Below are 12,900 nucleotides of genomic sequence, written 5' to 3'. Positions count from 1 at the left end.
CCCCCCGGTTCGAAAGCCGGCGCAGGATGGCCGCGTTACTGCGGGTCGGGCATGCCGGTCGGATCGTCGGGGTCGCGGCCGGGCTGGTCATCGCGACCGGGCTCGCAATCCGAGGGCGCGCCGGTGGCATCGATACAGCCAGGCTCGTCAGGACGGTCGTATGGCACGCATTCATTGCCCCGCACCGAGTAGCCCGCACCACAGGAGACAAGCTGTCCCATCTTGTTGAAGCTCGGCGTCGGAGATAGCATTGGCGGCTCTGGCGGCGGCGGAGGGGTGCAGGCTGCGAGCAACCCGGCAACGCCGGATGCCGCGAGCAGTCGGATGAAGGATGTCTGTCCCATGGGTGTCTCCTTGTATCGGAACCAGATACAACCATAGGGATATCCGCCTGACCGGCTGGCAAGGGCCAGCCGAACGACAGCGCCGATACCGGCGGATTCCCGCATACGGCGAGTAAAACGTCGCGACACATAACCTGTGCCGCGGCAGGAGCGAGGGGGATCACGTTAGCCTCCATTTGGCTTAAAATCCCTTGCTCATAGGCGTTTGGCCCAGGTGCCGCAACACGCGTGCAGCCGCGGCGCCCGCCACCGGATGAATCAGCCTGCATCTCCGCGCCTCCCGGCATGGGCCAGCCAGCGCTGGCGATGCGCCGGGCTCTCCAGCAGCTCGGCCAGCGCCGCCTCGGCCGCGCCGGTCGGACGATGTCCGGCGACCTCTCCCCCGGCCGTCACCCGCAGTGCGCCATCTTCCTCCTCGACACGCACCGCGGGGGCAAAACCGCGGATCCCCTGCAGCCGGCGCCACATGTCCTGGCGCACCTGCTGGGCCACCGCGGTCAGGCTGACCGGGCGCGCGCAGGGCAGGCGCGTCTCGACCGTCAGATCGAAACGCACCGGCAGGCGACGTGCGATGGTGACCGCACCTTCCTCCCTCAGCCTGTGCCAGCTCTTGCGCGCCATGTGTCCTCCTCCGTACCGCTCTGATCAGAGCGGAATGTTGTCGTGTTTCTTCCAGGGGTTCTGCAGCTTCTTGTTGCGCAGGCTGGCAAAGGCCCGCGCTACCCGACGGCGGGTCGACCGCGGCTGGATCACCTCGTCGATGAAGCCGCGCTCGGCCGCCACGAAGGGGTTCGCAAAGCGATCTTCGTAGTCCTTCGTGTGCTGCGCAATTTTCGCCGGGTCGCCCAGATCGGCGCGGTGGATGATCTCGGTCGCGCCCTTGGCGCCCATCACGGCGATCTCGGCCGTGGGCCAGGCATAGTTGAAATCACCGCGCAGGTGCTTCGAGGCCATCACGTCATAGGCGCCGCCATAGGCCTTGCGGGTGATCACCGTCACCTTGGGCACCGTCGCCTCGCCATAGGCGAACAGCAGCTTGGCGCCGTGCTTGATGACGCCGCCGTATTCCTGGCCCGTCCCCGGCAGGAAGCCCGGCACGTCGACAAAGGTCAGGATCGGAATTTCGAAGGCGTCGCAGAAACGCACGAAGCGCGCGGCCTTGCGGCTAGAGTCGATATCAAGGCAGCCCGCCAGCACCATTGGCTGGTTCGCCACCACGCCCACCGTCTGCCCTTCAAGGCGAATGAAGCCGGTGATGATGTTCTTGGCGAAATCTTCCTGAATCTCGTAGAAATCCGCCTCGTCCGCGACCTTCAGGATCAGTTCCTTCATGTCGTAGGGGCTGTTGGCATTCTCCGGAATCAGCGTGTCCAGGCTGTTCTCGATCCGGTTGACGTCATCGAAGAAGGGCCGCACGGGGGGCTTTTCGCGGTTGTTCAGCGGCAGGAAGTCGACCAGCCGACGTACCTCCGCCATCGCCTCGACGTCGTTCTCGAAGGCGCCGTCGGCCACGCTGGATTTCCTGGTATGAGTGCTCGCCCCACCAAGCTCCTCGGCCGTCACCACCTCGTTGGTCACCGTCTTCACCACGTCGGGCCCGGTCACGAACATGTAGCTCGAGTCCTTCACCATGAAGATGAAGTCGGTCATGGCCGGGCTGTAGACGGCACCACCGGCACAGGGCCCCATGATCACGCTGATCTGCGGCACCACGCCCGAGGCCATGATGTTACGCTGGAACACGTCCGCATAGCCCGCGAGAGAGGCGACGCCCTCCTGGATCCGGGCACCGCCCGAATCGTTCAGCCCGATCACCGGCGCGCCGTTCTGTACGGCCATATCCATGATCTTGCAGATCTTCTGGGCGTGGGTTTCCGAGAGCGAGCCCCCGAACACGGTGAAATCCTGACTGAAGACATAGACCATGCGACCGTTGATCGTGCCCCAGCCGGTCACCACGCCGTCGCCGTAGGGGCGCTGCTTCTCCATCCCGAAGTCGGTGCAGCGGTGGGCGACGAACATGTCGAATTCTTCGAAACTGTCCGCGTCCAGCAGCAGCTCGATCCGCTCGCGGGCCGTCAGCTTGCCCTTGGCATGCTGCGCCTCGATCCGCTTCTCGCCACCGCCCAGGCGCGCCGTGGCGCGCCGCGCGTTCAATTCCTGCAGGATGTCTTTCATGTCGCCCTCCTTGCCTCTCCCATGCGGGTAGAGCCGAAGGCCTGGCCTCCGGATTCCTCGGTTGACCATAGGCTGTCACAGCAGCGGGACAAAGGGAAATACCGCAAATTTGCAAACTATTGGCAGGGGTTCTGTTGCAAATTGCAAAACTGCAAAATGCGTGCAAAGCACATGGACATGCAATCGACACACGAATAGCAGATCTCCATGACACAACCGACGCGGCAGCGCTATCTCGACCGGTCCACGGCCCCGCATATCTCCACCCTCATCCTGCTGATGGGGCTGGCAGCCATGGCGGTGAACATCTTCCTGCCCTCCCTGCCGCATATCGCAACCTACTTCGACCAACCCTATCAGGTGGTGCAGCTCTCGGTCACCGCCTTCCTGGCCGCAAACGGCATCCTCCAGATCTTCATCGGTCCGATCTCGGACAAGTTCGGCCGCCGCCCGGTGATGCTCGCCGGCATGGCGATCTTCCTGGTGGCGACGCTCGGCTGCATCCTGGCCGAGAGTTTCGGCACCTTCCTCGCCTTCCGTATCCTTCAGGCCTCCTCCGGCATCTTCATGGTGCTGACCCGCGCCGTGGTCCGCGACACCAATTCCACCGAGAATGCGGCCTCTGCCATGGCCTATGTCACCATGGGCGTGTCCATGGTGCCCATGATCGCCCCGGCGCTCGGCGGCGGGCTCGACGAGCTCTTTGGCTGGCAGGCCTCCTTCTGGCTTCTGTTCGTCGGCGGTGTCGCGATCTTCCTGCTGACCTGGTTCGACATGGGCGAAACCGCCCACCCCAGCGGCCTGACCCTCGCCCGGCAGTTCGGCCAGTACCCCGAGCTGATGATGGCTCGCCGCTTCTGGGGCTATTGCCTCGCCGCAGGCTGCTGTGCAGGCGGCTACTACTCCTACCTCGGCGGCGCACCCTACGTGGCCAGCGCCGTATTCGGCCTGACCCCGGCACAGTTCGGCCTCTACACCGCCTTCCCGGCCTTCGGCTATTTCTCCGGAAACTTCGTCACCGGCCGCTTTGCCACCCGCGTCGGCACCAACCGGATGATCCTGGCGGGCCTCGTCACCATGGCTGCCGGCATGTGTCTCTCGCTCGCCACCACACTGTCGCACCATGGCGGGCCGACGATCTTCTTCGCTTTCACCTTCTTCATCGGCTTCGGCAACGGCATGGCCCTGCCCTCGGCCAATGCCGGCATGCTCTCGGTGCGGCCGCATCTTGCCGGCACCGCCTCCGGCCTCGGCGGGGCGATCATGATCGGCGGCGGCGCAGTGCTCGCCACCTTCGCCGGCACCCTTCTCGACCCCGAGACGGGCGAGGCCCCCCTTCTGATCCTGATCATCTGCAGCGCCTCGGTGGGCATCCTCGCCATCCTGGGCGTAATGCGACGTGAGAAACAACTTTCGCGGCAGCCCGGATAAGAGGCGGTTGCGCTTACGCCTTGTTAACCACGATTTGCAAAGTTAGCCTCGGGGCAGGTAAAGCTGCAAATCGCTGACAGGTGGGGGAATGGCCGCACAGAAACTCTATGCCGGGGCCAAGTTACGGGAAACGCGGCAGAAACTGGGGCTGACACAAAAGGAATTCGCGGCCAAGCTCGGGGTCTCCCTGCCCTATCTGAACCAGATGGAGAACAACAACCGGCCGGTTTCGACCTCGGTCGTGCTGTCGCTCGCGCAGGAATTCGGCTTTGACGTGACGGAGCTGTCCACCGGCGACAGCGAACGCCTCGTCTCCGACATGAGAGAGGCCATGGCAGATCCCGTCCTGGCCGAGGCCGCGGTGCCGCTGGCCGACCTGCGCCTGACAGCGGCCAACGCCCCGGCCCTCGCCCGCGCCTTCCTGCACCTGCACCGCGCCTACCGGCAGACCCACGAACGCCTTGCTTCGCTCGACGAGGCGCTCGGCCGCGAGGATGCCCGCGCCACTCCTTCGCCCTGGGACGAGGTGCGCGACTTCTTCCACTACTGCGACAATTACATCGACGCCGTCGACCGCGCGGCCGAGAACTTCGCCGCCCCCGTCCGCAACGAGGACAACATCCGTGTCCGTGCCGTGGCGGCCCTGGGCAATTGCGGCGTGCGGGTGGATTTCGCCGATGTCGACCCGCTGCGCACCTACGATCCCGAGACCCGCAAACTCACCCTCTCGCTACGCGCCGCCCCGGAAACCCAGACCTTCCAGCTCTTGCATCAGGTCGCCCTGCTCGAGCAGGACAAGCTGCTCGAGGCCACCCTCGATCTCGCCCGGTTCCAATCGGAAGCCGCCCGCAACATCGCCAAGATCGGACTGGCGAATTATTTCGCCGGCGCCGCGCTGATGCCCTACACTCGGTTCCTGAAATCCGCACAGGAGGCCCGCCACGATCTGGAGGTCCTGGCCATGCGGTTCGGGGCCTCGATCGAGATGGTCGCGCATCGCCTGTCGACCATGCAGCGCCCCGGCGCCAAGGGCATCCCCTTCTTCTTCGTGCGCGTCGACCAGGCGGGCACGATCACCAAGCGGCACTCGGCCACCCGGCTGCAGTTCGCCCGCTTTGGCGGGGCCTGCCCGCTCTGGAACGTCCACCGCGCCTTCGAGACGCCGGGCCGTTTCCTGCGCCAGCTGGCGGAAACCCCCGACGGGGTCCGCTATGTCAACCTGGCCAGGGATGTGTCGAAACCGGGCGGTCGGTTCGGAGCGCCCGTGCGCCGCTATGCGATCAGCCTCGGCTGCGAGGTGACCTATGCCGACAGCCTTGTCTTTGCAGACGGGCTCGACATCGACAATCCGCGGGCCTTCGAGCCCATCGGGATCTCCTGCAGGATCTGCGAGCGCGAGCATTGCCATCAGCGCTCCGTCCCGCCACTGGAGCGGAAGTTGACGATCGACGTCAACTCCCGCGGCGCCCTGCCCTACGAGGTTGGTTAAAGGGCAGGCCTGCGTGGCTCAGTCGGCCGGCTGCGCGGCCTTGAGCGCGGCAAAGATCTGGTCGCGGAGCAGACCGCGTTCCTTGCGCATCTCGATCATCGCCAGATCTTCCATCGGGTCGAGATTGTTCTCGGCGCGGAAGATCTTGTGGTTCACCTCGTCGTATTCGGCGACCAGCTTGGCAAAGTGCTTGTCCTCGGCCTGCAGCGCATCAAGGGCGTCGGCATAGGCCGGGAAGGATTCGTGAAGCTCGTGCGGTTTCTTGGACATGTCGGTTCCCTTTCCTGTCTGATGGATGCACCTTAGCGGCGATTCCCGAGCAGGGATTTGACAGGGATCAAATCGCACGCCCCGCTTGTGCGGCGCAGCGCGACTTCACACCTTGGTGGCAACCGACACCGGCGTGATCTGGCGCCGCTTCAGCACCGCCTCGCGCCAGGTGATGAAGCTCACCGAGCCCAGGATCAGAATGCCGCCCAGGATCACGAAGGGATCCACCGGCTCGCCGAAGACCAGCGCGCCCAGCAGTACCGCCCAGACCAGTTGCAGGAAGGTCACCGGCTGCGTCACCGTCATCGGCGCCACGCGGAAGGCCAGCGTCATGCAGTAATGTCCAAGCGTCGCCAGCACCGCCACCATGAAGAGCGCGCCAAGCTGCAGCGCGCTCGGCGCCACCCAGACCGGCAGCGCCGCCGGCAGCAGGCCGATGGTCACCGTCACCGACAACATCGCCACGATCACCAGCGGATCCATGTCGTCCGACAGGCGCTTGCTGATCATGTAGGACACCGCGAAACAGGTGGCCGTGCCCAGCATCGCAAAGTGGCCCGTGCTGATCTCGCGCATCCCCGGCCGCAGGATGATCAAGGCCCCGAGCAGGCCGATCAGCACCGCCGCGATCCGCCGCGCCGCCAGCTTTTCCCCCAGGAAGACCGCCGCGCCGATGGTGATCAGGATCGGCGAAAGATAGTTCATCGCCGTCACGTCCGCGATCGGGATCCGCGCCATGGCATAGAACCACAGACTCACGCCCACCGTGTGCACCACGCCCCGCGCGATGAACAGCCGCCAGTGCCGCGGCGAGATCGGCGTGCGAAAGAGCCGCTTCAGCAACGGCAGGAACAGCACCAGCCCCAGGCCGAACCGCAGGAAGGCCGCCTCGGTCGCCGGCAGCGAGGTGCCGAGGCTCTTCACAAGGCCGTTGACGCCTACGAAGAGCAGCCCCGTGATCACCATCCAGAAGACGCCCACGACGGGCTGCATTTTACGTGCTTCGGTCATGCATGCACCCCTAAGCTGATCCCGCGCGACGCACAAGACCGCCGCACTAGAGCGCGACCAGAAGCGACAGCGCGACGCTCCACATCACCATTGCCACCGACAGGTCCAGCACCCGCCAGGCCGCCGGCCGGCGAAACACCGGCGCCAGCAGACGCGCGCCGTAGCCCAGCATCACGAAGAAGACCGCCGAGGCGCACATCGCGCCTGCTGCAAAGGCGGCCTTCTCGGTGTAATCCGCCGAGACCGCGCCCAGGAGCACCACCGTATCGAGATAGACATGCGGATTGCCCCAGGTCAGCGCCAGGCAGATCGCCAGCACCCGCCCCCGCGGCTGCGGCGCGGCCTCTGCCGGCGTCATCACCGCCCCGCCCCGCCAGGCCGAGCGCAGCGCCATGGCGCCATAGACCAGCAGGAAGAGCGCGCCGCCGATCCGCATCACTTCGGCCAGCCAGGGTGCGGCCCGGCTCAGCCCACCAAAACCCGCAACGCCCGCCGCGATCAGCACCGCGTCCGACAGCGCACAGGTCAGCACCACCGCGCCCACGTGCTGCCGCAGCAACCCCTGCCGCAGCACAAAGGCGTTCTGCGCCCCGATCGCCAGGATCAGCGACAGCCCGAGCCCGAACCCCGCCAGACAGGCCTCCGCCATACGTCACACCCCTTTCCGCTCACCTCCCGCTTGCCTAGCCGCGCGTGCCCCATGTATCCAATTCATAATTCTGCATCTGGATTAGTTTCTCTTATGACCTTCGATCCGGCCCAGCTTGCCGCCCTCGCCGCCATCCTGCGCCTCGGCTCCTTCGAGGCCGCGGCCGAAGAGCTCGGCATCACCCAATCCGCGGTGTCCCAGCGCCTTCGGGCGCTGGAAGAGCGCGCCGGCACGCCACTGGTGCGGCGCGGCCCACCGGCCAGCGGCACCGACGCCGGCCTGCAACTCGCCCGTCACGCCGAGCAGGTCGCGCTGATGGAGGCACAGGTGCTGCGCCAGATTGGCCTGTCCGCCGGTGGTGGCCGCCTGGCCGTGGCCGTCAACGCCGACAGCCTCGCCACCTGGATCATCCCCGCCCTGGCCCTGGCCGGGCAGGAGATGGGAGAGACGCTCTTCGATATCGAGGTCGACGATCAGGACCATTCCGCCGACTGGCTCCGACAGGGGCGTGTCAGCGCGGCGATCACCGCCAGCGCCGCGCCCGTGCGCGGCTGCGACGTTCAGCCCTTGGGCGCCATGCGCTATCTCGCCACCACAAGCCCGGCCTTCATGGCGCGCCATTTCCCGGACGGCCCCGATGACGACAGCCTCCGCCGTGCGCCGATGCTCGTCTACAATGCCAAGGATACGCTTCAGTCACAGTGGCTTGCGCGGGAATTCGGCAATGGCAAGGCCCCGCCCGCCCATCGCCTGCCCTCGACCCGGGGGTTCGCGGATGCGGGCCGCGCCGGCCTCGGCTGGGGCATGAACCCCGAGGCCCTGATCCGCGATGCCCTGGCCAGCGGTCAGCTGGTCGAGCTGCTGCCCGGCCGCCCGCTCGACGTACCGCTCTACTGGCAGATCTCGCGCCTGATGGCCCCGGCGCTCGCACCGCTGACACGCGCCATCCGTCAGGCCGCCCGCGGCGCCCTGATCCCCGGCTGACCGCTCAGAACCACTGCCCCGGCTCCATCAGGCCCAGGTCCATCAACTGCCTGGAACTCCACTCGAACTTCTCCGAGTTGAACCAGAAGTAACTGCTGATGTCGTAGCGCGACCCGGGGTTCTTCTTCAGCGCCTTGGCGGTGCGGAAGGAACAGATGCAGGCGGTCAGGTTGTGGTGCCAGGGGCAGGAATAGGTGTTGCGCTCCTGCTCGTCGAAGGTGTGATCCTCCCGCAATCTCAGCCCCTTGCGCGACCGGAACAGCGCGATCCGGTCGATCTTGCGCCGCGCCGGGGGGACGTGCTCCTCGTAGCGCCAGCGCAGCCCGCCAAAGAAATCCAGCTGCCGCTCCCGTGGCTGGTCGTTCTCGTCCTTGCGGGCCAGCGCATAATACCCCGACCGGTCAAGATAGGCGTGCTCCATCGACACCGCGTCGGGATGCGCCTCCAGGTCGTCGGCGTAGATGTCGATGACATAGCTCAGCATGGCATCGCGGCGTTCCTCGGTGTGAAAGGCCAGAAGTTCGCCCACCGTCCGTCCCTCGCAAAAGGGATAGTACAGGAACTCGGCGTTGTAGCAGTAATAAAGCCACGTGCCCGCCGGCGCCGCATCGTTGACCGCATTCACCGCCCGGGTCAGCGCATTGTCCTCGGCCATCGAATAGCGGATGCGTGGAATGATCTGTTTCAGGTCGTCGGCCAGCTCGAAGCGGTCCGGGGCAAACAGCAGAACCTGCCGGAATCCCACGTCGCGGTGATGGCGCAGCGTGGCGTCCAGTTCCACCTCGTCCTCGGCAAAGATCATCGCCACGGGCCCCTTGGCCAAAAGGGGCTGTTCGCCCCTCAGGAAGTGTTGCAGGCTGTCGAAATGCAATGGATGTCGCTCCGGGTCTTGGTCGCGGCAGAAAAGCCCGCTTTGCCCTGCATTGCAAGCATGCGCCATTGTGGTGTAGTGACAGCCCCTGACCCTTCCCCCGAAAAGGCGCGCGATCATGTCCGGGAACACGAAGAAGCTCTTTATCAAGACCTATGGCTGTCAGATGAACGTCTACGACAGCGAGCGCATGGCCGAGGCCCTTGGCGGCTCCGGTTACGAAGAGGTGTCTTCCCCCGATCAGGCCGACATGATCCTGCTCAATACCTGCCATATCCGGGAAAAGGCCGCCGAAAAGGTCTATTCCGAGCTCGGTCGCTACAAGGAGCTCAAGGCCGGCAAGCCCGATCTCAAGATCGGCGTCGCCGGTTGCGTCGCCCAGGCCGAAGGCGAGGAGATCATGCGCCGTCAGCCCCTCGTCGACCTGGTCGTCGGCCCGCAGTCCTATCACCGCCTTCCCGAGATGGAGGCCAGGGCCGGCCAGGGCGAGAAGGTGCTCGACACCGATTTCCCCGAGGAAGACAAGTTCGAGGTGCTCAAGACCCGCGGCCCCAAGGCCCGGCGCGCGCCCACCGCCTTCCTCACGGTGCAGGAGGGCTGCGACAAGTTCTGTGCCTTCTGCGTCGTACCCTATACCCGCGGCGCCGAGGTCTCGCGCCCGGTCCCGCGCATCCTCGACGAGGCCCGCGATCTCGTTTCGCGCGGCGTGCGCGAGATCACCATGCTGGGCCAGAACGTCAACGCCTACCACGGCATCGGGCCGGATGGCGGCGACTGGTCGCTCGCCCGGCTGATCGAGGAACTGTCCGAGATCGACGGGCTCGAGCGCCTGCGTTTCACCACCTCGCACCCGAACGACATGCAGGATGACCTGATCGCGGCCCATGGCACCTGTGCAAAGCTGATGCCCTACCTGCACCTGCCGGTGCAGTCCGGCTCCGATCGCATCCTCAAGGCGATGAACCGCAAGCACACGCGCGACGACTACTTCCGCCTGATCGACCGCATTCGCGCCGCCCGCCCCGACATCCACCTCTCCGGCGACTTCATCGTCGGCTTCCCCGGCGAGACCGATCAGGATTTCGAGGACACGATGGACCTGGTGCGCCGCGTCGAATACGGCACCGCCTATTCCTTCAAGTATTCCGCCCGCCCCGGCACGCCGGCGGCGGAAAAGGGCGACAAGATGGTGGATCCCGCCGTCGCCTCGGACCGGCTTCAGGCCCTGCAGGCCCTGCTGACGGAACAGCAGCGCAGGCTTCAGGATGCCATGGTCGGCCGCGAGGTTTCGGTGCTGTTCGAAAAGGGCGGCCGCCTGCCGGGCCAGATGGTGGGCAAATCCGAGTACCTGCATGCCGTCCATGTCACCGCCGAGGGGCTTCAGCCCGGCGACATCCGCCGCGTGCGGATCACCGACAGCGGCAAGAACTCCCTTGCCGGCGCCCTCGCCTGACCCGGCCCTGACCCCGCAGCAGGCAGGGCCAGGCAGCAACTTGACGGCCCCCGACAGCCCCTTGCCGACGCGCTGTCCCGGCATCTGCCGCACATTCGCCTGATTTTTCATCAAATCCAACGGACAAAACGCGCCTGGTCACGGAGGGCCGGCGCGTTCTGTAAGGCAGCAATTTGTCGATCACGTTGACCGCCGCGCCCCTACGGGCAACTTTTTGATAACCTTGGACAAAGCGGTTCTACTGGGGCGGCCGCATGGTCGCCCCCGGTTCAGCCTGCCGTCCGTCGGACATCTCAGTTGCGCGGGGTGGAGTCGATCAGTTCCTGGGTGCGCGAAACCATCAGCTCGCTGTGGTCCACCAGATAGGCGTCACGGCAGACCCGCTCGCCGATCTCGATGGCGCGCGAGTAGGAAAAGCCATTTGCCATCAGGGACTCGACGAAATCTTCGTTCGGGTGATCCCAGATCACGGATTTCCAAGGGCCGCGGAAACACGACACGACAACAGGAACGTTTTCGGGGGTAACAGCTTGTGCAGCAACAGCCGGCAAGAAGCCGGCGGTGGCAGCAGCCACCAGCATGACGATTTTCTTCATTCTACCACAACCTTTCAAGCGGGTCCTGAGCGGGGTCCGGCTTTTTGATGCCAGTTCACCCTTTAGATTTTCTTCATTTTGAAAGTGAGGGCTACATATGTGAGGAATTGATTCGTTTCCAGAGCGGAATCAAACAACCTTAACAAGTCGACGTCGCGTCACCCAAAACACACACTTTTCGCTCATATTTTCTCGAATTTGGGCTCTAATTGGCCCAAAACAGCCCGTTTGGGCAGTTTTGCCTATCCGAAGGGATAGGTCCTTCCGGGCGACTTCGCGGCCGTTTTTGCCGCCTTTTCCGCCCACCTCCAAACCCTCCGAGAACGAGTCTTTTACCATTCGTCAAGGTCAGTCTTGCAGACCTTTTGCCCCGCCAATTACCGTTCCGGGCACCTCCCGTTTCAATCCCATTTGCAATTTCGTGAGCCATCACCCGCCGCGATGCGGAATTCTTGACTTGCCGGATCGGCTCCGCCCTGCCACGCTGAGTTCAGGAACCGCCCCGGCGGGCGGATGACATCTCTTGAAGGAGTCCTACTTGGCCACAAGCCTGCTGCCCCCGCAAAATGACGACACGACCCTGGCCGAAGTTGCCGTCGAATTCCCCGACAACTTCCTGCTGATCGAACTCTGCGGCGAATACGACCGCAACCTCGCCCAGCTGGAACAGAAACTTGGCACGCAGATCCTGCGCCGCGGCAACCATCTTGTCGCCATGGGCAGCCCCGAGGCAGCGAAGGAAACCATAGATGTCCTCAAGGCCCTCTACGCCCGGCTCGAGGCCGGCCGCGAGGTCGGCCATGCCGACATCGACCGCGAGCTGCGCATGAACGGCACCTCCGTCAGCGCCAGCAGAGCCCCCGATCCGGAGGACACCGGCGACCAGCTCGAGATGTTCAAGGGCGGCCGGGTCGAGATCAAGACCCGCAAGAAGATGGTCGAACCGCGCACCGAGGCGCAGAAGGCCTATGTCCAGAACCTCTTCAACCACGAGCTCGGCTTCGGCATCGGCCCGGCCGGCACCGGCAAGACCTACCTGGCCGTGGCCGTAGGCGTGTCGATGTTCATCGAGGGCCACGTCGATCGCATCATCCTGTCCCGCCCCGCGGTCGAGGCCGGCGAAAAGCTCGGCTACCTGCCCGGCGACATGAAGGACAAGGTCGACCCCTACATGCAGCCGCTCTACGACGCGCTGAACGACTTCCTGCCGGGCAAGCAGGCCGCCAAGCTGATCGAGGAAAAGCGCATCGAGATCGCGCCGCTGGCCTTCATGCGGGGCCGCACGCTGGCCAATGCCTTCGTGGTGCTCGACGAGGCGCAGAACGCCACCTCGATGCAGATGAAGATGTTCCTCACCCGCCTGGGCGAGGGCTCTCGCATGGTGATCACCGGCGACCGTTCCCAGGTCGACTTGCCGCGCGGGGTGCAATCGGGCCTGCGCGATGCCGAACGCCTGCTCGCCCATATCCCCGACATCTCCTTCAACTACTTCACCTCGAAGGACGTCGTGCGCCACCCGCTGGTCGCCAAGATCATCGAGGCCTACGAAGAGGACGAGGCCAAGGGCTGATCCGCGCCCCCGAGAGCGGATGCGGCGGCGGACAACCCCCGCCGCATCCCCGAT

General features: G+C 65.1%; 13 protein-coding genes. 5 read left to right on the top strand and 8 right to left on the bottom strand.

Annotation, left to right across the window (positions count from 1 at the left end; all coding sequences use genetic code 11):
* Positions 1-35 precede the first annotated feature (35 nt).
* The 3 genes from AC0WR5_RS02820 to AC0WR5_RS02810 all read right to left on the bottom strand — a co-directional run bounded on the left by AC0WR5_RS02820 (position 36) and on the right by AC0WR5_RS02810 (position 2,522).
* On the bottom strand, positions 36-251 hold the full coding sequence (locus AC0WR5_RS02820) for a hypothetical protein (RefSeq protein WP_475866725.1): 216 nt from the start codon (positions 249-251) through the stop codon (positions 36-38).
* A gap of 351 nt (positions 252-602) precedes the next feature.
* Positions 603-965: a hypothetical protein gene (locus AC0WR5_RS02815; RefSeq protein ID WP_475866723.1), complete on the bottom strand. Its 363-nt coding sequence runs from the start codon at positions 963-965 to the stop codon at positions 603-605.
* Between the two features lie 24 nt (positions 966-989).
* Positions 990-2,522 carry an acyl-CoA carboxylase subunit beta gene (locus AC0WR5_RS02810; protein WP_475866722.1) on the bottom strand — a complete coding sequence of 511 codons (1,533 nt, stop codon included), beginning with the start codon at positions 2,520-2,522 and terminating at the stop codon, positions 990-992.
* A gap of 207 nt (positions 2,523-2,729) precedes the next feature.
* On the opposite strand from AC0WR5_RS02810, the gene AC0WR5_RS02805 reads away from it, so the two are divergent.
* Positions 2,730-3,953: a multidrug effflux MFS transporter gene (locus AC0WR5_RS02805; RefSeq protein ID WP_475866720.1), complete on the top strand. Its 1,224-nt coding sequence runs from the start codon at positions 2,730-2,732 to the stop codon at positions 3,951-3,953.
* Positions 3,954-4,041: 88 nt separating this feature from the next.
* A complete protein-coding gene (locus AC0WR5_RS02800) occupies positions 4,042-5,442 on the top strand; it encodes a helix-turn-helix domain-containing protein (protein WP_475866718.1) in 1,401 nt (466 codons plus the stop codon).
* An 18-nt stretch (positions 5,443-5,460) separates the two neighbouring features.
* On the opposite strand, the gene AC0WR5_RS02795 is transcribed toward AC0WR5_RS02800, so the two are convergent.
* From AC0WR5_RS02795 to AC0WR5_RS02785, 3 genes are all read right to left on the bottom strand, one after another.
* Positions 5,461-5,712 (bottom strand): HP1242/YdcH family protein, encoded by a 252-nt coding sequence (locus AC0WR5_RS02795; RefSeq protein ID WP_475866716.1) that lies wholly within the window; start codon positions 5,710-5,712, stop codon positions 5,461-5,463.
* A 105-nt stretch (positions 5,713-5,817) separates the two neighbouring features.
* Entirely contained in the window at positions 5,818-6,723 is a 906-nt protein-coding gene (locus AC0WR5_RS02790; protein ID WP_475866715.1) for a DMT family transporter, read from the bottom strand.
* A gap of 46 nt (positions 6,724-6,769) precedes the next feature.
* Positions 6,770-7,372 (bottom strand): LysE/ArgO family amino acid transporter, encoded by a 603-nt coding sequence (locus AC0WR5_RS02785; protein ID WP_475866713.1) that lies wholly within the window; start codon positions 7,370-7,372, stop codon positions 6,770-6,772.
* Positions 7,373-7,465: 93 nt separating this feature from the next.
* Between AC0WR5_RS02785 and AC0WR5_RS02780 the strand changes: the two genes are divergently transcribed.
* On the top strand, positions 7,466-8,356 hold the full coding sequence (locus AC0WR5_RS02780) for a LysR family transcriptional regulator ArgP (protein ID WP_475866711.1): 891 nt from the start codon (positions 7,466-7,468) through the stop codon (positions 8,354-8,356).
* A 4-nt stretch (positions 8,357-8,360) separates the two neighbouring features.
* Here the strand turns inward: AC0WR5_RS02780 and AC0WR5_RS02775 are convergent, their stop codons facing one another.
* Positions 8,361-9,227 (bottom strand): glycosyltransferase family 2 protein, encoded by an 867-nt coding sequence (locus tag AC0WR5_RS02775; protein WP_475866710.1) that lies wholly within the window; start codon positions 9,225-9,227, stop codon positions 8,361-8,363.
* Between the two features lie 118 nt (positions 9,228-9,345).
* On the opposite strand from AC0WR5_RS02775, the gene miaB reads away from it, so the two are divergent.
* Positions 9,346-10,680: a tRNA (N6-isopentenyl adenosine(37)-C2)-methylthiotransferase MiaB gene (gene miaB / locus AC0WR5_RS02770; RefSeq protein ID WP_475866708.1), complete on the top strand. Its 1,335-nt coding sequence runs from the start codon at positions 9,346-9,348 to the stop codon at positions 10,678-10,680.
* Positions 10,681-10,973: 293 nt separating this feature from the next.
* Here miaB and AC0WR5_RS02765 read toward each other — a convergent pair whose 3' ends face one another.
* A complete protein-coding gene (locus AC0WR5_RS02765) occupies positions 10,974-11,276 on the bottom strand; it encodes a hypothetical protein (RefSeq protein ID WP_475866706.1) in 303 nt (100 codons plus the stop codon).
* Positions 11,277-11,814: 538 nt separating this feature from the next.
* Here AC0WR5_RS02765 and AC0WR5_RS02760 point away from each other — a divergent pair.
* Positions 11,815-12,846, top strand: coding sequence for a PhoH family protein (locus AC0WR5_RS02760; protein ID WP_475866705.1), 1,032 nt, complete (start codon positions 11,815-11,817; stop codon positions 12,844-12,846).
* Positions 12,847-12,900: the final 54 nt, after the last annotated feature.

The sequence above is a fragment of the Pseudooceanicola sp. DL12 genome (genome assembly GCF_056270665.1).
Note: the sequence above shows the minus strand (reverse complement) of the source record. Positions and strands in the feature narration are given on the sequence as shown.